This is a genomic window from Lacipirellula sp. (genome assembly GCF_965279485.1).
In the GTDB taxonomy this organism is placed as follows: Bacteria; Planctomycetota; Planctomycetia; order Pirellulales; family Lacipirellulaceae; genus Lacipirellula.
The window spans coordinates 1,094,809-1,114,821 of record NZ_CBDIIC010000001.1 but is presented as its reverse complement, the minus strand read 5'-3'; the positions used below and the strand labels follow the sequence as shown (position 1 = coordinate 1,114,821).

Genomic DNA, 20,013 nt, shown 5'->3' with positions numbered 1-20,013 from the left:
GATTGCGGAAAAGTAATTCGCTAGCGTGGTATCGCCAATAGGGATTTCCACCATCACGCTTCATTGCTGGCGACAAAAGAGGCCGCTTTCGTGCGGAGGCGTCCAAGCGAAGTCTTTAACACGCCGTAGTTGGCGCAGTTTCGCGCCAACTGTTGGAAAAAAAGAGAGCGGCGCGTATAGTGCTCCCATGAACTGGAACGACTTGCCCAATTTCGCGCTCCTCCTCCTGGCGGGCGGCGTTGCCAACTATATCTATGCCGAGCCGATGGCCCGGTTTTTTCATCGGCTGGTGCCGGGGCATTGGGACAGCGAGCCGGAATGCCAACGGACCTGCGGTCGGATGCTGAGCGCGGCGGGCGGGCTGCTGTTTGCCGTGACGTTCGTTACGGGTTAGGTCGCGCCGATGAAAGTCACCGGCTTGGCCGGTGGACGAAGTGAGCTGAGGCGCCGCTACAGCTTAGATCGTCCACCCGCAGAGTTATTGGCTTTCGATAAGATCATTCGTCTGCGGCTGCAGGCTTCTGATTATTCCACCAAGCATCGAGCCGTGTTCTACGCTGCGCGGCGATTGCTCATGGTCGGCGGCTAGTTCTGCCTTTCTGAAACCGCCGGCGTGATAACGCTCGCCAGTCCTTCGTCCTTGCGCAAGAAAAACCGTGCGCTCTTGGTGGATTTTCTTGCTGGTGGTCAAGTGTTCATGTACAATCTGTCGAGCGACGCTCATCAAGATTCGTTGCCCGGCTGCGTGAGGTGGATGGTGCTGACGGAGATTCCAGACGAGCAGTTGCGGTGCGTGCTGGAGGGGGTGGCTCGCGAGATCTTGGTGGAAGCGGAGGTGCGTGAACCGCCGGTCGATTGTTTGTTGCTGGCCGATCGTTTGGGGCTGGTCGTGGCACGAGATCAGCCAGTTGCGAATGGAGCGCTGCAGCCGCGAGCGCGATTCGTCAAACTCGCGCGGGGCGTGGCGCCGGCTGCGGAGACAATTTTTCTCGCGGAAGAGCCACGCCGTGAACGCCGGCATTGGGCAGTGGCGCATGAGATTGGCGAGAGCCGTGCGTTTCGCGTCTTTGCTGAGTTCGACGTCGATCCGTCCGAAGCGCCGCCCGCGGCGCGAGAGGCGGTGGCCAACGCGCTCGCCGGGGCGTTGCTGCTGCCGCGCGAATGGTTTGTCCGCGACGGGGCTCGCGTCGATTGGGATTTGTTCGAGCTGAAGGCAATGTACGCGACGGCGAGTCACGAGCTGATTGCGCGGCGGATGCTGGAAGCGCCGCCGGCGATCATCGTGACGCTCGCCGACCAAGGGCGGTGCGTTTGGCGTCGCAGTAGCAGCTCACATCGACCGCCGCCGCTCACGCCGCCCGAACGCGACGCTTGGACCACCGCGCATCAGCAGGGGCGGCCGGTGCAGTGCGAGCGGGCGGAGTTGCCGGAGGGAATCGTCGACGTGCGGGCTTGGCCGATCCACGAAGAGGGTTGGAAACGCGAAATCATTCGGACGGAACTGGCTCAGTGGTGAGCCGACCGGCCGGCGGCAGCGAGCCGCTCGAGTTCGTTGACCAGTTGTGCGAGTTGGTACGGTTTCCCCAGGATGGCGGCGGCGCCGGCGTTTCGCACGGCTGCGAGATGTTCGACGCGCGGGAAGTCGAGCAGCGCGATGACGGGCGCCGCGGGGCTAGAGGCGTGGATCGCAGCGGCGAAGGTGCGGAGGGCGTCGAGTTCGTTGTCGGCGAGTTGGCCGCCATCCCAGATGGCGGCGGTAGACGCTGAGTCGGGAGTGTTTTCGTGGCGGCGTCCGCGCGGGCGCCAATCGCATTGCCAGCCGAACGGGGCTAGGGCGGCTGCAAGCGTTTCGAACACCGCGAAGTCGGTGGCATCGACGGCGAGCAATCGTGGCGCGTTTCCGCGGGCATGGGAGCGAGCGGCGGCCGTCTCGCTGACCGGCGTTTGCTGCCCGCTGCGAGGATCATCGAGCGGCTCCGACCAAGCGGGCATGCGGCCAGCCTCCGCAGCGTCGTTCGCTGCCCGCCACCAGGGGGCGAATTCGTACCAGTAGAGGCGAATCACTCCGTCGGGCGGGCGCCCCGTGCGGAGTTCGCCTTCGCACCAGGAGCCAGCGATGCAGATGATTCGCGTCAGCGGAGCGAGGGTGCGGAGCGTTTCGATCGCTGGCTGGTGATTGTCGCCGGGCGTCGGTTGCGCGAGCAGGATCACCTCCGCTGCACCTTCGGTAGCGTCATAAGATCCGAGTTGCTCGATCAATGCACTCAGCGTGGCGGCTGTGGGCCACTCGCCATGTGGATCCAGCTCCGCTCGCATTGCGGCGAATTCGCCGCGATCCCAAGGGCCGACGGCGACAAGCGGTGGAGGGGAGGGGGGCATGCGTGGGCGAGCGACCTAACCGGTGATTTCAGCGTCGCGCTCCAGAAACAATTCGCGAGCAGTGAATGCATCGGGGGCCGCGCGGAGCGTCGCCGTCCAGTCGCGGTCGTTGACGATGCGGCTCACGCGGGCGAGCGTGCGGAGGTATTCGTGATCGCTCGTGGCGGCGATCAAAATAAAGATGTCGGTCAGGCCGCTGCCGCTCGGTCCGCCACCGAAGGGGATGCCGCCGCTGGTGATTCCGAGTGCGATCACCGCATCGCCCAGAATTGACGATTGCGGTCGCCGCGGGTGGAGCAGGGCGATGCCGTTTTCGAGCGCCGTCGGCGCCATCGATTCGCGTTGCGACACCGCCTCGGCCATCCGTTCGACGTCCCACAGCCGGCCCGATGCGGCGGCGAGTTCACACATGCTGCTGATGACGCTCGTGCGCGTCCGCGCGGCGAGCGGCACGGCGACGGTTTCCGGCAGCAGCAGCTCGCCCAGATCGATAACGCTGGCGCCATGGGAGTCGTCGCGGCGGAGGCGGCTCTCCATCGCGGCGAGTTCCTCGTCGCCGGAGAGGCCCATCCGCTCTTCGAGCCACTGGCTCACTTCAGGCCGAGTGAATTTCCACTGGCCGCCGATGCGCCGCCCCGGCAGCTTGCCGCGTTCGGCCAGCCGGGTGACCTGCGCGGGCATCATGTGGAGGTATGCCGCCAGGCTCGCGATGTCGAAAGAGTCGTCGGCCATGGGGGCTCAGGGGGGCTCGGCGCCATAGGTAGGCGGGCAGGGGTTAGGGAATCCTCAATTTTCGGCAGGCCGGTGGGCGACGTCCAGTCTGATCTTGTTGCTTCGGCGGGGTTTGTTGACAATCCGCCCGCTCTTTCCGGACTCTGCGGGCCGTAACGGCAGCGACGAGCCTATTTCCGCCGCCGCACGGCATGTTGGACGATCGCGATGGAAACTCAATCCATAACTTGGCGCCAACGTGTCACCCGGTGGGTGATCGCGGCGATAGCAGTGGGGTGGATGACGGCGATCGCTTGCGGGGTGTGGTACGAAGTGGCGCGGCGTCGGCAGGCGAACTTTGCGGAGCAACTGGCCGCGCGGATCGTCGCCGCCGAGGCAAGGCCATCGCGGGCGGTTGTTGCCGAGCTGACGCTGCTCGACGACGCCGGCGTTGAACCGCTCGTGCGTCTCGCATCGCTGCAGCGCCGCGATGTGGCAATCGCGGCTCGTGGCGCGGTGAATCAGCTGCTGCAGACGTGGGAACTTGAAGCGACCGAGTCGGGCGACGTTCGGCAGTTCGCTGAGCGCACGACAGCGCTCTCCGCGGCGCTGGAGCGGCATGCGGCGGAGTTCGGTCCTGAAACGCAGCGCTGGGCGAACGGCTTGGCCGAGCGGTTGGTGACCCACAGCGATCAATTCGCTCCGGCTGATTCGTGGGAGATTCTGGCGAACTGCGATCTTGTGTTGAGCCGGCCATTGCAACCGCGCGAAGCGCGGCCGGTGCCGATCGTGGCTGTGGCCGAGCCGCTGGCGCCGTCGACCCCGCCGGCTAAGCCATTGGCCGCAGCAGTTCGCCCGCAAGCGAGTGCGCCGGCGAAATCAAACGGCGATCAGCAGGCTCCTGCCAACGACGGCCCGAAGGGCGATTTGAGCGTGCTGGGGCCGGTGACTTCGTCGGGATCTTCGTTCAACTTTAAAGAGCAGCTCGGCAATACGTTGCGATCGGCCTTACGATTCGCCGACGAACATGCCGGCGCCTCGCGGGGAAGCGATCAACCGGTGCGCGTTACTCCGATGGGGCCGGTGATCGACGTGCCGTCGCCGCAAGAGACGCGGTTGCAATCGCGACGACTGCGGACGCAGCCGCCGGCAGCGCCCGCGGCTGATGCCCATGTGGTGAAACTCGATTCGCAATCGGGCGCTAGCGACCAAGGGTTGAGTGCACTTGGCCCCCGCGGACGCGATGCGGTGGCTGAGCTGACGAAGCAGATCAACACGCTGCCGCCCGACGAACGGCTCGCTAGCCTGGAGCGCGCCGCACAGCTGCCGCCGGTTGAGGCAAGGCGCTTGCTGCGGAATTTCGTTAACGACGCCGAACCGAAAATTCGGATCCAGGCGCTGACGATGCTCGCCACGGCGGGCGATCCACAGCTGATGGAACTTGCCCGCGAGCGAGCAGTTGAAGATGCGGATCCGCGGGTGTCGGCGTTCGCGTCGGAGTTGCTGCGGAAACGCTAACGAGATGCTCCAACATCCCTACCCCCGGGCTCCGCCCGGGGGTAGCGTCACGAAGGGCGACGTCTAACGGAATGGTTGCCTACCCCCGGGCGGAGCCCGGGACTAGAAAAACGGGCGACGCCAATCGGTGATTGGCGCCGCCCGCTGCGTTGCGTTCAAGAGAAAGCTGACCGCTTGTTTAGCCGCGGCGTCGGCGGGCGGCGACGATGCCCACCATACCGAGCGCAGCGATCCCCAGCGTTGCCGGTTCGGGGACGCCGACGATCTGAATATTGCCGAACGGCGCTACGTCGGTCGACCAGACGTTTACGCCGGTGGTCTCGAAGCCGAACTGGATGTGGCGCGTCGGGTCGTTGATGGTGTTCAGCGTGACGCTGAAGTCGCCAGTCGCCGACAGCGTAACGGTGGCTGCGACGTTCGACGAGTAGTTGGGAGCGAAGTCCTTGATGAAGGCGACCGTCGAGTGGGCGCTGGTGAACGTGTTACTAAGGACCTTGCCGACGAACGTGACGCTCTGGCCGGAGAGCGTGCCCGTCTGTTCGACGTACATGCTGGCGGCCATGATCTTGTTGCCTGGAGCGCCGGGCCCGCCGCCCCCTTGGTACCAGAAGGTCGCGGGGTCATTCACGGAGTTCGGCTTGAGCGTGAGCACCGGGCCGGCAAAGGTAGCCACAAGGTCTGCGGGCGCCCAACCGCTGCCGAAGACGTACGCGCCGCCGTTCGCGGGCAATTCAGAGACGTTCATGTAGCCGTTCCAGCTGGCGCTGGGATCGACCGTGACGGTCGCGGCCCGCGTGCACTGCGCGACGCTGATCGCGACGCACGCGATGAGTGACGCTGCCAACATTCGTTTCATGAGTCGTTTCTCCAGAGTTGGCGCCGCGGAACCATGAGGAGGGTGGCAGGGCAGCGCGCGCCACGGCGTCGCGTGCTGCTAGGTAGTCAGCGCATTGGATGCGCCGGTGAGAATGCCGCCGAACGAAAAGGGAGTGACAAGAACTGGTGCTGCTTCGAGCTTCAAGCCGTCGGCTGAAGTTGAGAAACAGTTACGAAACAGTTTGCATCGCCATTATGCAGCCGAGAGGACTGCGATGTCAACTATTTTTTCCGGTTTTGTCGGTTGGGGGGAGGGAACGCGAATCGGGCGAGCGGCGGCGGAAGGAGGGGAGGAGGGGCTTAGCGAATCATTCGCTCTTCGAGGGGGGTGATGCGGCTAGCGGTGACGTGGGCTCGGCGATACTCGGGCATGAAGCCGCGGTTGCCGAGGACGCCGATCCGCTTGCCGACGTACGACTGCAGGTTCACGTCGGGCGATGCGGTAACGAAGGTGACCACGTCGCCATGGTCGTCGACGAGCGCGAATCGCGGGGCTTGGGCCCGCTTCGAGACGACTGGCTTGAGCGTGCCGACGGCGTCGTACTTGGCGTCCGTAGCGGCGAGTTCCGTCGCTGCTGGAGCGGCGCCGGGAGTGGGCGTGATCGAGCTATCGGCGCCGAGGTCGCTGCGGATGCGAGCGAGCACTTCACTCGACTGGCCCGTCATGCCCTGAGTCGTTTGAGCAGCCGCGGCGCCAGTCGTCGGCATCAGCGGCGAGCCGGCGGCTAGGGCGCTGGGAGTTGCCGTCAGGCCCGCGTTGCGGTAGCGAGCCTGAACATTTTCAAACGTGGCGATGCGATCGAGCAGGTCGCGCAGTTGATCGCGTAGCTCCGGCGAATTGCCTTGAGCCAGCAGCGTGGCCGCTTCTTCGCGCAGTCCGCCAAGCTGCCATGTGGTGGGGGGCTGAACGACGATCTGCGACAGGCGGAGCTGCATCTCAACGACGCGCGAATCGAACGGACCCGTTGGCGCCGAGATGCCTTCAAATCGGATACGAGGCTGCTTGGTTGCGAACGCCTGCTGTGAGTTATCGGCGATCAATCCCGGGGCAACGGGAGCTGCGGCGGGGAATTGAGCCGCAGCAGGCGAGCCGGGAACGACGTTCATGGTATCGGCCGATTTCGCGAGGGCGGCAGCGCTCGCCGGTGGCGCTGAAGCGCCGACAGCATTCGGGTGCCACGCCGGGTTTGCGGGTAGCGGCGATGCGGCGCCGTTGTTGCCGAGCGCCGCATCGAGGTGAGCGAAGGGATTCGAGCCTGTGGCGGCCTCGGTTTCGGTGTACTGCGCTGCCTGAACATTGGCGGCGTCCCCGGTCGATCGCCACGCGGCGTTTCCGCTCGACGCGGCCCCCTCGATGGGAGGCGACTTCGCGAGCCGGCGGGCGGCGATCCAGCGGAACTCGCCCGCTGGAGGCGCGATCTTCACCCATGGCTGTCCAGGCGAGGGCTGTTCGATCAACTGCACCATTTCACGCTGTTCAAGATTCACCTGCACGGCGCTACGGTCGTCGGTGAGCGATGTGCCGACGCGGGCAGGAACGTGCGGCGCAATGATCTCCGCGGTGCGGCTGTCGAGAATACGGAGTTGATGGGCCGGGGCTAGGCTGAAGCTTCCTTCAACGGGGCGAATCGCGCACCAGCCGTCGCCGTCGTGGCGATAAACCTCCACGGCGTAGCCGGTTTTTAATTGGCTCGTCGGGTAGAAATCGCCGCCCGGTCCGCTGCGGACGTAAGTGTCGTTCTGCGTCACGTAGGCAATGTACGGAAAGCCATCGGCAGCCAGCGCTGGTCGTGCGCACGCCGCGACGATCGCCACGAGGCTCGCGAGTCCGAGTGAAAGGAGGTTGGTCGGTTTCGGACGCATCGAGAGAAGCATGGCGTGCTCCGTGGCAATGGCGTGGCGCGTTCCAGGAGGAACGTTGCCAGCTGTCATAAGCGGTTGCGCTGAGGCTTATAGGAAAATGGAGAATTGGGCTCAAGATCGGAAGGGCCGGGCGCCGACAGAGGGCCTTGCTAGCTGGTCGCCCAGGCCAACGTTAAGATGGGGGAAAGTCCCTTTTCTGCGCATCGCTTGCTGCGCCAGGGCCGAGGCGAGGCGTCATCATGCAGATTGAACAACTCGGTCCCTATCGAATCGGCCGCAAGATCGGCAAAGGGGGGATGGGCTCGGTCTACGAGGCGGTCGACGAGAAGAGCGGGCAGCGGGTGGCGGTGAAAGCACTCGCCCCGCAGCTAGCGATGGCCGAAGGGTTTCGCGAGCGTTTTGAAGCGGAGATCGAGTCGCTCAAAAAGCTGCAGCACGAAGGAATCGTGCGGCTGCTCGGCTACGGCGAGCACGAGGGGATCCTCTTCTACTCGATGGAACTGGTCGACGGGCCGAGCCTCGAGCAAGAAATCAACGCGGGCCGGCGGTTCGATTGGAACGAGACGCTCGGCATCGCGGTGCAAATTTGCCGGGCGCTGAAGCATGCCCACGACCATGGCGTCGTGCATCGCGACATTAAGCCGGCGAACTTGCTGCTCACGCCTGACGGAAAGGTGAAGATCGCCGACTTCGGGATCGCGCGGTTGTTTGGTTCGACGCAGCTGACGACCGCAGGCGGCGTGCTTGGCACTGCCGACTACATGTCGCCGGAGCAAGCTGATGGCCGGCCGATCACCGAGAAGTGCGACCAGTATTCGCTCGGTTGCGTGATGTTTGCATTGCTCGCGGGGCGGCCGCCCTTCCGTGCCAAGACAATGCCCGAGATGTTGCAACTGCAACGTTTCGCTGAGCCCGAGCCGGTGCGTCGCTTCGCGCCGCAGACGCCCGAAGATCTGGATCGCTTGATCCGGCAACTCCTCAGCAAAGAGCCGAGCGAGCGTTTTCCGAATGTGCAAGTGCTTGGCCGGCATATGGAAGCGATGCAACGGGCGCTTTCGCGGCCGCCGAAGCCGCAGGCGCCGCCGGCTGCCAATGGTGGGAAGGTCAATCAAACGCTGAGCGATACTCGGCTCGACGCGACCGCGGTGTTCAACGCCGACGCGACGCTCGCGCCCGAAGACATGCTGCTCGTACCGCGCGACACGACCGACAGCGGCGTTTACAATGCGCCGACGCTTGCCGATGAGGGGCAACTGGAGCTGGAGCAGCCGGTTCATTCTGGTTCGCCGCTCGCGCCGTCGATCTCGGCGCCGACCGGGCCCAAGACGGTGACGCCACCGAAGACGAGCCGGTTCACGACCGTCGATGAAGAGGCGGAACGTCTGCGCCGCGAAGAGCCGTCGCAGCTTTGGCCGCTCATGGGGCAGGCGGCAGGGATTCTCGGCGCTTTGGCGGCGCTCATCATGTTGGGCTGGTGGATGACGCGGCCCGCGACCGCTGATGCGCTCTACGAGTCGATCGAGACCTATGTCGACGACAATGGCGACGATGATCTGAAGCCAATCGAGAAGCGGATCGACGAGTTTCTTGCGCGCTTCCCGAACGACTCGCGCGTGGCCGATTTGCAGCCGTATGCCGACGAACTGGAACTGCAGCGAATGGAGCGGAAGTTGCGGTTCCAGAGCCGGCGAAGCGGGCAGGGGGATGCTCACCCGATTGCCGAGCTGTTCAGCGAAGCGAACGCGCTCCGCGAAACCAATCCCGAACGGGCGGCGGCGATTTTGCAAGATACGCTGACTCTCTACCCGACCAGCGGGTCTGCGGCGGCGGGGCTGAGCGAAGAGATGCGGCAGTACCTCACGCTGGCTGAGCGAGAGCTGGCGAAGCTCCGCACCGCGATCGCTCGGCAGGCCAAAGAGCAGATGCCGATGCTGCGTAACCGATTGATGGCGGCAGAGCGGCTGGAAGCGAAGGATCCGGCGCAGGCCCGCGCGATGTACGAGGCGCTAGTCGATTTGTATGGCGCCCAGGCGTGGGCATCGGAACTGATTGATGAAGCGCGAAAGCGAATGACGGCGCTGCCGGCGGTTAACGCCGCAAGTAACTAACGACGACAATTTCTCAGACGGCAGCGGCGCCGCAGCAAAGGAAGCGACATGGCTGAACAACCCTCGAAGGTGGCGCGACCGCGGAGCATAGCGGCGTTTGAGCGGGCACTCACATTGATGCCAGGCGGCGTGAACAGCCCTGCCCGGGCGTTCGGCGCCGTGGGCGGCACGCCGATCTTCATCGATCGCGCTGACGGCGCTTACCTCTACGACGTCGACGGCAATCGGTACATCGACTACATCGGCTCGTGGGGGCCAATGATCTTGGGGCATCGTCACCCCGAGGTGATCGCGGCAATTGAACGCGCGCTGGCGCACGGAACCAGCTATGGTGCTCCGACGGAAGCGGAGAGCGAGCTTGCCGAGCGAATCATCGATGCGGTGGCGTCGATCGAGAAGGTGCGGCTAGTGAGCTCCGGCACCGAAGCGACGATGAGCGCGATTCGCCTAGCCCGCGGCTACACCGGTCGCGACATGCTCATTAAGTTCGCTGGCAACTACCATGGGCACGTCGACAGTCTGCTCGTCGCTGCCGGGAGTTCGGCGGCGACGCTGGGGGCGCCGAATTCGCCCGGCGTTACGGCAGGGGCTTCGAAGGATACGCTCGTCGTTGAATACAACGACGTTGCGGAATTGGAGCAGGCCTTCGCAACTCACGGCGACAAGATTGCCGGTGTCATTCTCGAACCGGTGGTCGGCAATATGGGCGTCGTGGCGCCGAGCCGCGAGTTCGTCGACGCGCTCCATCGCCTCACGCAGAAGCACGGAGCGCTGCTCGTTTGCGATGAGGTGATGACCGGCTTCCGCGTCGCGTTCGGCGGGGCGCAGTCGGTGTTTGGGATTCAGCCTGATATCACGACGCTCGGTAAGATCGTCGGCGGCGGGTTGCCGGTCGGCGCCTACGGCGGGCGGGCCGAGATCATGAATCACATTTTGCCGGCGGGCAAAGTATTTCAGGCGGGAACGCTGAGCGGCAATCCGCTGGCCACTGCGGCAGGTTCCGCGACGCTGCGATTGTTAAAAGAAGAGTCGCCCTACGAGCGGCTCGATGCACTCACTTCGCGATTGGCGAACGGCATGCACCATGCCGTCGAGCGGGCGGGGATTCCGCACACGATCGCCCGCGTCGGCAGCATGATGACGCTCTTCTTTCACCCCGGCCCGATCCGCGGTTGGCGCGAGGCGAGCCATTGCGACACCGATCAGTTCGCCCGTTACTTCTGGGGGCTGATGGATCGCGGCGTGTATATGCCGTGCAGCCAGTTCGAGGCGTTGTTCGTGTCGACGGCGCACACGGAGGTCGACGTTGATGCGACGATTGCGGCGGCGGAAGAAACTCTGCGGTAGCTCTTCTACTCCCTGGCTCCGCCAGGGGTAGCATCACGCGCGGCTGCGTCTCTCGGAATGGTGGCCGACCCCCTGGCGGAGCCAGGGGCTAGGAAGAAGCGACGCCTTCGCGTCTTACTGAACGGCGTTCGCGGCGTCGGCTTTTTCTTCGGCGGCGCTTTTGCGGAAGTAGTCGGGAACCAGTTCTAGCGGGCTGATGGCTCCACCGTTGGCGACCTTCAGCAAACCGAGCCGCCCGACGGCGACTGCCGAAGGGTTCCACTGCGACTCGGACGCGGCAACGACTCCGGCGGGAAGTTGCGACTGGAGCTTTTCGAGCAGCGGGCCCGTGACGACTTCGCCGCTGCGGAGTTGCTGCAACCACGCGTCGATCGTGATGATATCGGTCGGCGGTTCGAGTTGCTTTTCAATAGCAGCACCGGCGGCGAAGCAGGCGGCAAACAGTTCTTGCCGCTGGGCGTCGAGGATCGTCCAGACTCGCGATGCGTTTGGCAGCAGCGGCGCGGCGAGAGCAGCGAGCGTGTGAACGCCGACCACCTGAGCACCAACGGCGTAAGCAAACGTCTTCGCCGCAACAACGCCGATCCGCAAGCCGGTGAACGAGCCGGGGCCAGCTGTTACCGCGACCAGTTTGATGTCGCTGGGACGCCAGTTTTGCTCTTTCAACAGTTCATGGACCGTCGGCAGCAACGAGCGCGCGGTCCGCTCTTCGGCTGGCGTGGTTCGCTCGACGGAAAAGACGACCTGGCCATCGTTGGCTTCGAGGAGCCCGACCGTGCCGAGCCGTCCGCTAGTTTCGAGGGCGAGGATTTTCATGATCAACCTACGATATCCGCCAGCCGCTGAGGCTTGCAATCGGCTTGGCGGGTACGTGGGCTGCGTTCGGCGTCTCTTTTGCTGCCACCTCCAACTTGGCATTTGGCCTGTTACATTGGGCCCGCGACGGCAGCGGCCGAGCCCGATTTCCTTGGCATTTATGGGGGACGAACGATGAAGATCTGGATGGCAATTCTCGCGGCGTTTGCAGTCTGCGGCAGCGATTCTTGGGCGTTCGCGCAGGAGATGCCAGAACTGCCCAAGCCGCAGAAAGAGCACGAATGGCTGGCTCAACTCGCCGGTGATTGGACGGCGTCCATGGAGTGCTCGATGGGACCAGACCAGCCCCCCATGAAGAGCGAAGCGACGCAAACCTCGAAGCTGCTCGGCGACCGCTGGCTGATCGCCAAGTCGGAGGGGGATATGGGGGGCCAAATCATGACCTCCGTACTGACGATCGGCTACGACCCCGCCAAGAAAAAGTATGTCGGAACCTTCATCGCCTCCTGCGGAAACGAGCTGTGGACCTACGAGGGAACCGTTTCCCCTGACGGCAAGAAGCTGGTGCTGGATACCGAGGGGCCCAACATGCTGACCCCAGGCAAGACCTCGAAATACCAGGAAGTGATCGAGATCAAGGACAAGGATCACTACGTCTACACCTCGGCCATCGAGGGCGAGGATGGCAAGCTCGTCCAGTTCATGAAGGCCGACTACAAGCGGAAGTAATGTCGCCGCTGGCAGTTGTGTCGCGGGTACCGACCGCAGCGAGCCGAGAACCAGTGCTTGGCCCGCCGAATCGCCTGTGATGCAGGCGGCGGCGGGCGGCGAGGTTTTCGGCTCGATCTATTTTTGCGGCTTCCCGGGCGAGAACGGGCCCCAGTGGGGCGTTGGTCGATCCTTGACCCCCCCACCGACGAGACTTAAACTGGCGGGTTAGCAAGGTTTAGGGTGAAATTGCCTGCGCAGCGGCTGGTCGGTTGTTGATAATCGATGTAGCAAGCTGCGGGTGGTTTAAATCCCTCCCCTAGCCCCTCCCTTCTAGGGAGGGGGAACCTGAGCGACGCACAGCAGCTTGTCCTCTATGGGATCGACACGACGGTGAAGCGCGCGATCATCAGCGACATCCACGGCAATCTCGAAGCCTTGCGGGCCGTGCTTGCGCATATCGGCGATCAGCAGGTAGAAGAGATTTTCTGCCTTGGCGACGTCGTCGGCTACGGTCCCAACCCGTGCGAGTGCCTCGATCTGGTGATCGACCGCTGCAAGCTCGGCTTGCTGGGGAATCACGATCAGGGGGCGATGTTCGACCCCGAAGGGTTCAACAGCGGCGCGGAGCGGGCGATCTTCTGGACCCGCGAGCAGCTTGAAGGCGCCAGCGGCGATCGGGGACGTATCGACGAGCGGTGGGATTACCTCGGCACCATGCCGCGGATCCACCGCGACGACCCGTACCTCTACGTGCACGGCTCACCGCGAAATCCGGTGAACGAATACGTCTTCCCGGAAGACATCTATAACCAAAAGAAGATGGAGAAGCTGTTCGGGCTAATCAGTAAGGGGTGCTTCCAAGGCCACACGCACGTGCCAGGCGTTTTCCTGGAAAGCCTTGAGTTCATCACCCCCGAGCAGGTCGAATATCGCTTCCCGATTGGCCAAGAACGCTTCATGGTGAACGTCGGTTCAGTGGGCCAGCCCCGCGACGGCGATCCCCGTTCTTGCTATGTGATTCAAGAAGACGACAAGATCACGTTCCATCGCGTCGAATACGACTGTAACGTGACGGCTGAAAAGATTTACCGAACGCCCGACTTGGATAACTTCCTGGGCGATCGCATCAAGGAGGGGCGGTAGACGCATCCGGTCTGCCCGCGCCATGCAGGCTCATTGTGCCTGAATTACTAGAAGTCTAGCGGAGACTTCTCTCACTTCGAACATTGCTTCGTTCGGCATCCCCGCCGAACGTCATTGGTCGGGCCCGGAGTGGCCGATCGCTGCGAGGATCGCAAAACGTGGAACGCCGATTTTTAACGTTTCTGGTGCTGTCATTCGGCATCATGGCGGTGTGGCAGATTCTGAACCCGCCCAAGCCGCCGGCGAAGAAGCCAGACGCGGCCGCGGCTGCTGCTGAGGACGAGAAGGAAGAGGCCGTCGCTGCCGACGAAGCAGCAGGCGATAAACCCGCGGGCCAAGACGCCGACGGCGATGGAGCGGATGACGCGGAAGCCGCGCAGCCGCTGGAATTCGTCACGCTCGGTTCGATTGATCCCGCCACCGGTTATCGCATGGGCGTGACGCTCACGAACCAAGGGGCGGCGGTTCACCGGATCGAGCTGTCGAGCGCCCGGTACCAAGACTTGCACGACCGCCGCGGCTATTTGGGGCAGCTTGAACTGACCGTCGGCAATGGCGAGGGCCTGCTCGTCGGCAACGTGATTCCCGGTTCGCCCGCGGCTGTCGCCAGTATGAAAACGGGCGATCGAATCGTCGAAGCGGGCGGCGAGAAGCCCGAGAAGATCGCGACGCTCGAAGATTTCCAGAAAGTGCTAGGTGCGATTCGCCCTGGGCAGGAGGCGACGCTTGTGGTGCTTCGCGACGGCCAGCGGCAATCGCTCACCGCAAAGCTCGGGCGACGTCCGCTCGAATTGATTCGCCCCGAATCGGAAAACGTCGCGCTCCGCACGGGCAAGCCGGCGCCGCTTGATTTCGTGTCTCCGCCATCGTTCCTGATGACGCTGACGCAACTCGGCGACAAGAAGGCGACCGACGCGAAGCCCCTGGCTGGCGTTGACCTCGAAACCGCGAACTGGCGCCGCATCGATGCTCCCGCCGGCGGCGACGGCGAAGTAGTTTCCTTCGAACGTAAGCTGGCTGGTTCGGGACTCGTCGTCACGAAGACCTACCGCCTGCGCAAGGCGCCGGAGAAGGAAGCCGATGGCGCGGCGCTACCGGCATATGATCTCACTGTCGAAGTGGCGGTGCGCAACGACGGCGAAGCGAAGCAAGATTTCGCCTATCAGCTCGACGGGCCTAACGGCTTGCCGATCGAAGGGTGGTGGTATGCGACGAAGATCGGCCGCAATTGGGGCGGAGTCGGCCTCCGTGATGTGATCGGCCGCTACTTCAACGGCGATCCAACGCAGTTCGGGGCCGCGACGGTTGCCGCAGGCGATGCCAAGCCGTTGGAGGGCGCGAACCTCGCCTACATGGGCGTTGATGCTCAATATTTCTGCGTCGCGTTAATCCCGAACGTCGAAAAGCCCGAGCAATCGGACTGGGTCATTCAGGCACGCAGCGTCGTGGCGGGAACGCCGCCTTCCACCAAGCCGGACGGTCGATTCGCCAATGTGTCGACTCGGTTCGTTTCGAAGCCGTTCAACTTGGAACCGGGCGATGCGGTTCGCCATTCTTACACAGTTTTCTCCGGTCCGAAGCGGCCAGACCTTCTCGCCGAGTATAAAGCGGCTAACGAGCCCAACTACTCGCTCAGCGACTTCGTCTACTACGGCTGGTTCGGCGCCGTCGCCAAGACGATGCTTGGATTGCTCCACTTCTTCTACGGCATCGTCGGCAACTACGGCATCGCGATCATCATGTTGACCGTGCTTGTCCGCGGTTGCATGTTTCCGGTAAGCCGCGGCCAAGCGAAGAGCATGGCGAAGATGCAGGCGCTTAAGCCGGAAATGGATCGCATCAAGGAGCGCTATAAGGGCGATCAGCAGAAGCAAGCCGCGGCGATGCAGGATTTGTATCGCAAGCATAGCGTCAATCCGCTGGCCGGCTGTTTGCCAGCGCTGATCCAGCTGCCGATTTTCCTCGGCCTGTACCGCGGTTTGGCGGTCGACGTGGAGCTGCGGCAGGCTCCGCTGTTCGGCGATTCGATCCGCTGGTGTTCGAACCTTGCCGCGCCTGACATGCTTTACGATTGGTCGTGGTTCATGCCAGATGCGGTCACGAGCGGGCAGGGGATGTTCGCGCTTGGCCCGTATCTCAACGTGCTGCCGCTTGTTACCGTGGCGCTCTTCCTGTTGCAACAAAAGCTGTTCATGCCGGAGCCGGCGAACGAGCAAGCGGCGATGCAGCAAAAGATAATGAAGTACATGATGGTGTTCATGGGACTCATGTTCTACAAGGTGCCGAGCGGCTTGTGTCTCTACTTCATTGCGTCGAGCCTGTGGGGCATCGCGGAGAAGAAGATGATTCCGCCTCCCGCGACGCCTGTCGTAGGCACGGGAACTTCGACCGATTTGTCGCCGACTCGCAACGGCGGCTCTGGCGGCAAATACCCCGAGAAGCGTCCGGGCAAGAACGGCGACTCGCGGAATCGCAATCCGAAGCGGAAGCGGTAGTCGCCAGCGATCGAGCCGACGGCCATGTCGTACGACGTCAATGACACGATAGCGGCGATTGCTTCGGCGGCGGGCGGCGCGGCCCGCGGCGTGATTCGCATTAGCGGGCCGGAGACGCTAGAGCGACTCGCGCGGTGTTTTGTCGCTGCAGGTGAGATGGCCTTGCCGCTGCAATCTCTTCACCGGGCTCAGCGAATTTCAGGATCGATCAGCGTGCCGTCGTCGCACGGCGGCGCTGCTTGCTTGGTTCCAGGTTGCTTGCTCGTGTGGCCGAACCAGCAGAGCTACACGCGGCAGCCGGCGGTCGAGTTCCACACGGTCGGCTCGCCGCCGCTCTTAGCTGCGGTGCTCGAAGAACTGGAACGCCACGGCGTTCGGCCGGCCGAGCCGGGCGAGTTCACGCTGCGGGCGTTTGTCGCCGGGCGGATCGATTTGATGCAGGCCGAGGGCGTGCTGGGCGTCATCGACGCCGAGGGACGGGCCGATCTTGACGCCGCGCTCGATCAAGTCGCGGGCGGCATGTCGCGGCCGCTTCATCAAATTCGCGAAGATTTGCTCTCGCTGCTCGCGGAGCTTGAGGCTGGGCTCGATTTCGTCGAAGAGGACATCGAGTTTATCGGTCGTGGTGAGTTGGCCGCGCGAATCGCGGCGGCACAACAGGTCTTATCGGCGACGCAGGCGCAGCTTGGCGAACGCGATCGCCGGCGCGAGTTGCCGCGAGTGGTGTTGCTTGGTTTGCCCAATGCCGGGAAGAGCAGCTTATTCAATGCGCTGATCGCCCGCTTCGGCGGAACAAAGGATACGGTGAGTTCGATTGTGTCGCCAATGCCAGGAGCAACGCGCGACTATGTCATCGGCTGCGCGAGGTTAAGTGGCGTTGACGTGGAACTGATCGACACGGCCGGCATTGAGCATGAACTCCAAACTGGCATCGGGGGCGAATCGCAGCGCGCGACCAGCTCGCAACAGCGAACGGCGGACGTGCGGCTTCGCTGCATCGATGGGGCGAGCGGAGAGATTCTCCGTGATTTCGCCGGCTACGAGATCGGCGTTCTTACGAAGTGCGACCTCAGCGGGAAGACCGTTTTAGCCGCTGGTGTGGGCGGCATCACGATTCACTGCAGCAGCACGACTGGCGCGGGGCTCGACGAACTGGCGGCTGCCATCGCCTCAAAAGTGGCGCTGTTGGCCCGCGATGGCGAGGCGCCAGGTCTCGCGGCAACGACCGCCACGCGCTGCGCGGGCAGCTTGCGTCGTGCTGCGGCGTCGCTCGCCGTCGCCCACGACCTCGTGATGAGCGGCGGCGACGAACTACTGGCGGCGGAGATTCGCCATGCTCTAGACGCTTTAGGCGAAATAGTCGGCGCCATCTGCACTGACGACGTGCTCGATCGCGTCTTCAGTCAGTTCTGCATCGGAAAGTGATTGCGAGAAGCGACGCCTGCGCGGCATAATCATCGCGGCTCGCTGCACAATCTCCCCACCCTTATGCTTTCGCCCCGCGGACGCATTCTATGAAGCTGTTGTTGGACCGTCCCTCAGTTCAGTTTGTTGCTGCATCATGCTGCGTGTGGGCAACGTCTTGCCTGATAAATGCTCGGGCAACTGCCGGCGAGGGGAGCGCGACAATCGAATCCGCCATCGCGACGATTACTGATGCTGAGATTCTTGAACATGCCGGCTTGCTCGCCGACGACACGCTCGAAGGCCGCGCGGCCGGCTCACGCGGTGCCATCGCGGCCGCGAAATATCTCGAAAAGCAGCTGAAGGATGCGGGGCTTGAACCGGGCGGTGACAACGGCACGTACATTCAGCGATTCAGCCCTGGTTATCAGAACATCATCGGCATCCTGCGCGGAACCGATCCGAAGCTCCGCAACGAGTTCATTGTCGTCGGCGCTCATTACGATCACGTCGGCTACGGCAACCGCCAGAACAGCAACGGCCCGATTGGATTTATCCACAACGGCGCCGACGACAATGCAAGCGGCGTTGCGGCGCTGCTCGAGATCATCGACGCTCTCCATCGTTCGGGGTGGCAGCCGCGTCGTTCGATCGTCTTCGCGTTCTGGGACGGCGAGGAGATCAATCTACTCGGCTCGCGGCACTGGGTGCGGCAGCCGACGGTGCCGCGCGAGGGGGTGAAGCTCGCGATCAACGCCGACATGGTCGGCCGCCTCACGAACGGTCGGCTCGAAATCGCCGGCACGCGCACCGCCGACGGACTGCGGCGTTTGTTTAGCTCAGCGAAGCTTCCCGAAGATCTACGGCTCGACTTTACGTGGGAGTACAAGGAAAACAGCGACCACTGGCCGTTTTACGTCGATGGGATTCCGTCGCTGCTGATTCACACCGGCTTGCACGGCGATTATCATCGCCCAAGCGATGACATCGAAAAATTGAACATTGTCGGCATCAATCACACGGCGGCATATATGCTCGACGTGATTTGCCGGCTGGCCGATGAGGAGACTTTGCCTGAGTTCCGTGCGGCGTCTCGGGGGGAGGTCGCGTCGATGCGTTCGCAGCGAGAATCGCCGCTTGCTCCGCCTCAGCCGCGGCTTGGTTTACGTTGGGCGTGGCTGCCGGACGAATCAGCGGAGTTGGAGAAGCCTCGAGGCGGAAAGATGCGCGTCACCGAGGTGACGCCTGGTTCGGCCGCCGACGTTGCCGGCATCCGCATCGGCGATGTGCTGACGACGGTCGACGGCGCATCGCTGCCAGTCGAAGAGTACTTGCCGGCAGCCGTGCTTCGCGCGAAAGAATCGATCACGCTCGAAGTCGAGCGCGAAGAAGAGCCGGCGCAAACAGTCGACGTGAAGCTCACCGGCGAGCCGACGGCGCTCGGATTATCGTGGCGCCCTGATTCGGCGCTCACCGGGGCGGTGATGGTGACGCGCGTTGTTCCGTATTCGCCTGCGTCGCGCGCGAAAATCGCCGTGCAAGATCGGATCTACAGCGTCGAGGGCGAACCGTTCGCCGATCACGACGCTCTTTTGAAGCGCGTGCGGGAATTGCTCGATTCGGGCGCCGAGTCGATCACGCTGCAGGTTGAAACAGCCGGTCGAGTTCGCCCGGTCGAAGTGGACCTGCGATTACCGGCGGCCGAGCCGGTTGATTCGTCGCTGTAGGCCACTGGATCGATTGCTCGGAGCGCTTTTCCGCGTGTCGCAAGATTGCAAGAAACCTCACGGCGCAGCGTCGCCGCTGGCGGCCTGCTCGCCTAACTTTCGCAAACGCTCCCATGTGTAGAGCCCTGATTGGTGTCCATCTGACCAATGGATCCGCACGGCGTAGGCTCCGACGAGTTCCATCTGATCGACCGTGATATCGAGGGAGATGGTCGCGGGATCGAGAATCCTCGCTCCGGTCCACTCATTGACGCACTGCGCGCACTGACATTCGCCCCGCGCGAAGCGAAATGCGAGACGATCTTCGCGGTCTGGCCAGACAACGCGCAAGACGCTCTCGCTGCGGAGCGCCTGGAGATCACGGGGGGCAGGAAAGGCGGGCATAGCGAACGTCGGAGTGGCGATAAATGGAAGGGGTAGCGATGCCGTTACGTTCAGAATCGCGTCACTGCGAAGCCATTTTAGCCGGCACTTCACGCCTAGCCGCAACCCGCCGGCGCCGGCTATACTGAGGGCTTGCCGCCCGGCTAGCCGGGCCAGCATTCTGCGGGGACGTGGCGGAATTGGCAGACGCGCTGGATTTAGGTTCCAGTGGGGCAACCCGTGCAGGTTCGATTCCTGTCGTCCCTACTCCGCGGAAATTTTTTGTGCGGAATTGTTGGGAAGCGTACGTTCGTAGGCCGAGAGCATTTTTCGTCCTGCCGAACGTACGCTTCCAACAATCCGTGCGAGCCTGTAGCTCAGTCGGTAGAGCAACGGACTTTTAATCCGTAGGTCTCGGGTTCGAGTCCCGACAGGCTCATTGCACGCCCCCGGTTTCACCGGGGGTTTTGCGTTTTCGGGGCACTTTTGCGGGTTGGTGTCCTTGCCAGTCCGCGTCGGTCCTTGCTTGGCGGACGCTGTCTGCTGTGGATT

At 63.4% G+C, this 20,013-nt stretch carries 17 protein-coding genes and 2 tRNA genes; 12 read left to right on the top strand and 7 right to left on the bottom strand.

The annotated features are described in order from the left end of the window. Positions 1-187: 187 nt before the first annotated feature. Positions 188-394, top strand: a complete 207-nt coding sequence (locus ACQY7R_RS04660) for a hypothetical protein (RefSeq protein ID WP_428304429.1) — start codon at positions 188-190, stop codon at positions 392-394. Positions 395-478: 84 nt separating this feature from the next. On the opposite strand, the gene ACQY7R_RS04655 is transcribed toward ACQY7R_RS04660, so the two are convergent. Next, entirely contained in the window at positions 479-691 is a 213-nt protein-coding gene (locus tag ACQY7R_RS04655) for a hypothetical protein (RefSeq protein ID WP_428304428.1), read from the bottom strand. A 6-nt stretch (positions 692-697) separates the two neighbouring features. On the opposite strand from ACQY7R_RS04655, the gene ACQY7R_RS04650 reads away from it, so the two are divergent. After that, on the top strand, positions 698-1,516 hold the full coding sequence (locus ACQY7R_RS04650) for an ImmA/IrrE family metallo-endopeptidase (protein WP_428304427.1): 819 nt from the start codon (positions 698-700) through the stop codon (positions 1,514-1,516). Here the strand turns inward: ACQY7R_RS04650 and ACQY7R_RS04645 are convergent. Then, positions 1,507-2,379 carry a hypothetical protein gene (locus tag ACQY7R_RS04645; protein ID WP_428304426.1) on the bottom strand — a complete coding sequence of 291 codons (873 nt, stop codon included), beginning with the start codon at positions 2,377-2,379 and terminating at the stop codon, positions 1,507-1,509. The genes ACQY7R_RS04650 and ACQY7R_RS04645 overlap by 10 nt on opposite strands. 15 nt (positions 2,380-2,394) lie before the next feature. Further along, positions 2,395-3,111 carry a PTS sugar transporter subunit IIA gene (locus tag ACQY7R_RS04640; RefSeq protein ID WP_428304425.1) on the bottom strand — a complete coding sequence of 239 codons (717 nt, stop codon included), beginning with the start codon at positions 3,109-3,111 and terminating at the stop codon, positions 2,395-2,397. A gap of 207 nt (positions 3,112-3,318) precedes the next feature. Here ACQY7R_RS04640 and ACQY7R_RS04635 point away from each other — a divergent pair, with 207 nt between their 5' ends. Beyond that, positions 3,319-4,608, top strand: a complete 1,290-nt coding sequence (locus ACQY7R_RS04635) for a hypothetical protein (protein WP_428304424.1) — start codon at positions 3,319-3,321, stop codon at positions 4,606-4,608. 178 nt (positions 4,609-4,786) lie between these two features. Here ACQY7R_RS04635 and ACQY7R_RS04630 read toward each other — a convergent pair whose 3' ends face one another. Beyond that, complete coding sequence (locus tag ACQY7R_RS04630; protein WP_428304423.1) at positions 4,787-5,464, bottom strand: PEP-CTERM sorting domain-containing protein; 678 nt, start codon at positions 5,462-5,464, stop codon at positions 4,787-4,789. A 320-nt stretch (positions 5,465-5,784) separates the two neighbouring features. Continuing rightward, positions 5,785-7,359 (bottom strand): hypothetical protein, encoded by a 1,575-nt coding sequence (locus tag ACQY7R_RS04625; RefSeq protein ID WP_428304422.1) that lies wholly within the window; start codon positions 7,357-7,359, stop codon positions 5,785-5,787. 227 nt (positions 7,360-7,586) lie between these two features. On the opposite strand from ACQY7R_RS04625, the gene ACQY7R_RS04620 reads away from it, so the two are divergent. Beyond that, positions 7,587-9,455 (top strand): serine/threonine-protein kinase, encoded by a 1,869-nt coding sequence (locus ACQY7R_RS04620; RefSeq protein ID WP_428304421.1) that lies wholly within the window; start codon positions 7,587-7,589, stop codon positions 9,453-9,455. A gap of 48 nt (positions 9,456-9,503) precedes the next feature. After that, on the top strand, positions 9,504-10,802 hold the full coding sequence (gene hemL, locus ACQY7R_RS04615; protein WP_428304420.1) for a glutamate-1-semialdehyde 2,1-aminomutase: 1,299 nt from the start codon (positions 9,504-9,506) through the stop codon (positions 10,800-10,802). 114 nt (positions 10,803-10,916) lie between these two features. On the opposite strand, the gene tsaB is transcribed toward hemL, so the two are convergent. Continuing rightward, positions 10,917-11,618 (bottom strand): tRNA (adenosine(37)-N6)-threonylcarbamoyltransferase complex dimerization subunit type 1 TsaB, encoded by a 702-nt coding sequence (gene tsaB, locus ACQY7R_RS04610; protein WP_428304419.1) that lies wholly within the window; start codon positions 11,616-11,618, stop codon positions 10,917-10,919. Positions 11,619-11,792: 174 nt separating this feature from the next. On the opposite strand from tsaB, the gene ACQY7R_RS04605 reads away from it, so the two are divergent. The 5 genes from ACQY7R_RS04605 to ACQY7R_RS04585 all read left to right on the top strand — a co-directional run bounded on the left by ACQY7R_RS04605 (position 11,793) and on the right by ACQY7R_RS04585 (position 19,098). Then, complete coding sequence (locus tag ACQY7R_RS04605) at positions 11,793-12,347, top strand: DUF1579 domain-containing protein (RefSeq protein WP_428304418.1); 555 nt, start codon at positions 11,793-11,795, stop codon at positions 12,345-12,347. Positions 12,348-12,719: 372 nt separating this feature from the next. Continuing rightward, entirely contained in the window at positions 12,720-13,472 is a 753-nt protein-coding gene (locus tag ACQY7R_RS04600; protein ID WP_152098682.1) for a metallophosphoesterase family protein, read from the top strand. A 158-nt stretch (positions 13,473-13,630) separates the two neighbouring features. Then, entirely contained in the window at positions 13,631-15,967 is a 2,337-nt protein-coding gene (locus ACQY7R_RS04595) for a YidC/Oxa1 family insertase periplasmic-domain containing protein (RefSeq protein WP_428304417.1), read from the top strand. A gap of 24 nt (positions 15,968-15,991) precedes the next feature. Further along, positions 15,992-17,392: a tRNA modification GTPase gene (locus ACQY7R_RS04590; protein ID WP_428304416.1), complete on the top strand. Its 1,401-nt coding sequence runs from the start codon at positions 15,992-15,994 to the stop codon at positions 17,390-17,392. Positions 17,393-17,481: 89 nt separating this feature from the next. Then, entirely contained in the window at positions 17,482-19,098 is a 1,617-nt protein-coding gene (locus ACQY7R_RS04585) for a M20/M25/M40 family metallo-hydrolase (RefSeq protein ID WP_428304415.1), read from the top strand. A gap of 57 nt (positions 19,099-19,155) precedes the next feature. Here the strand turns inward: ACQY7R_RS04585 and ACQY7R_RS04580 are convergent, their stop codons facing one another. Further along, positions 19,156-19,482 carry a DUF971 domain-containing protein gene (locus ACQY7R_RS04580; protein WP_428304414.1) on the bottom strand — a complete coding sequence of 109 codons (327 nt, stop codon included), beginning with the start codon at positions 19,480-19,482 and terminating at the stop codon, positions 19,156-19,158. Between the two features lie 164 nt (positions 19,483-19,646). On the opposite strand from ACQY7R_RS04580, the gene ACQY7R_RS04575 reads away from it, so the two are divergent. Next, positions 19,647-19,728, top strand: a tRNA-Leu gene (locus ACQY7R_RS04575). Positions 19,729-19,827: 99 nt separating this feature from the next. Beyond that, positions 19,828-19,900, top strand: a tRNA-Lys gene (locus ACQY7R_RS04570). The last annotated feature ends 113 nt before the right edge of the window (positions 19,901-20,013 follow it).

Excerpts from the sequence above, each read along its gene's own strand:
- ACQY7R_RS04660 (WP_428304429.1), top strand. The coding sequence starts at position 188 with ATGAACTGGAACGACTTGCCCAATTTCGCGCTCCTCCTCCTGGCGGGC.
- ACQY7R_RS04650 (WP_428304427.1), top strand. The coding sequence starts at position 698 with ATGTACAATCTGTCGAGCGACGCTCATCAAGATTCGTTGCCCGGCTGC.
- ACQY7R_RS04645 (WP_428304426.1), bottom strand. The coding sequence starts at position 2,379 with ATGCCCCCCTCCCCTCCACCGCTTGTCGCCGTCGGCCCTTGGGATCGC.
- ACQY7R_RS04640 (WP_428304425.1), bottom strand. The coding sequence starts at position 3,111 with ATGGCCGACGACTCTTTCGACATCGCGAGCCTGGCGGCATACCTCCAC.
- ACQY7R_RS04635 (WP_428304424.1), top strand. The coding sequence starts at position 3,319 with ATGGAAACTCAATCCATAACTTGGCGCCAACGTGTCACCCGGTGGGTG.
- ACQY7R_RS04630 (WP_428304423.1), bottom strand. The coding sequence starts at position 5,464 with ATGAAACGAATGTTGGCAGCGTCACTCATCGCGTGCGTCGCGATCAGC.
- ACQY7R_RS04625 (WP_428304422.1), bottom strand. The coding sequence starts at position 7,359 with ATGCTTCTCTCGATGCGTCCGAAACCGACCAACCTCCTTTCACTCGGA.
- ACQY7R_RS04620 (WP_428304421.1), top strand. The coding sequence starts at position 7,587 with ATGCAGATTGAACAACTCGGTCCCTATCGAATCGGCCGCAAGATCGGC.
- hemL (WP_428304420.1), top strand. The coding sequence starts at position 9,504 with ATGGCTGAACAACCCTCGAAGGTGGCGCGACCGCGGAGCATAGCGGCG.
- tsaB (WP_428304419.1), bottom strand. The coding sequence starts at position 11,618 with ATGAAAATCCTCGCCCTCGAAACTAGCGGACGGCTCGGCACGGTCGGG.
- ACQY7R_RS04605 (WP_428304418.1), top strand. The coding sequence starts at position 11,793 with ATGAAGATCTGGATGGCAATTCTCGCGGCGTTTGCAGTCTGCGGCAGC.
- ACQY7R_RS04590 (WP_428304416.1), top strand. The coding sequence starts at position 15,992 with ATGTCGTACGACGTCAATGACACGATAGCGGCGATTGCTTCGGCGGCG.
- ACQY7R_RS04585 (WP_428304415.1), top strand. The coding sequence starts at position 17,482 with ATGAAGCTGTTGTTGGACCGTCCCTCAGTTCAGTTTGTTGCTGCATCA.
- ACQY7R_RS04580 (WP_428304414.1), bottom strand. The coding sequence starts at position 19,482 with ATGCCCGCCTTTCCTGCCCCCCGTGATCTCCAGGCGCTCCGCAGCGAG.